Consider the following 242-nt stretch of genomic DNA (forward strand, 5'->3'; position numbering starts at 1 on the left):
GTTTACGAAAAAGAAAAACAGAAGCTGCAAATCGAATTGTTGAAAGTACAAAGCTGGGTTAAAGATTCCGGTCAGCGCATCGTCAGCCTGTTTGAAGGCCGCGACGCAGCTGGTAAAGGCGGTACCATCAAACGCTTCATGGAACACCTGAATCCGCGTGGCGCACGCGTGGTTGCTTTGGAGAAACCAACCACTACCGAACGCGGCCAATGGTATTTCCAACGCTACATCCAAAACCTGCC

The 242-nt window shown here is 50.4% G+C and carries 1 pseudogene; it reads left to right on the forward strand.

Annotation, left to right across the window (positions count from 1 at the left end):
• A pseudogene (locus ACTHSP_RS24005) lies at positions 1-242 on the forward strand (polyphosphate kinase 2); the annotation flags it as partial.

Source organism: Neisseria sp. P0001.S005 (genome assembly GCF_051963715.1).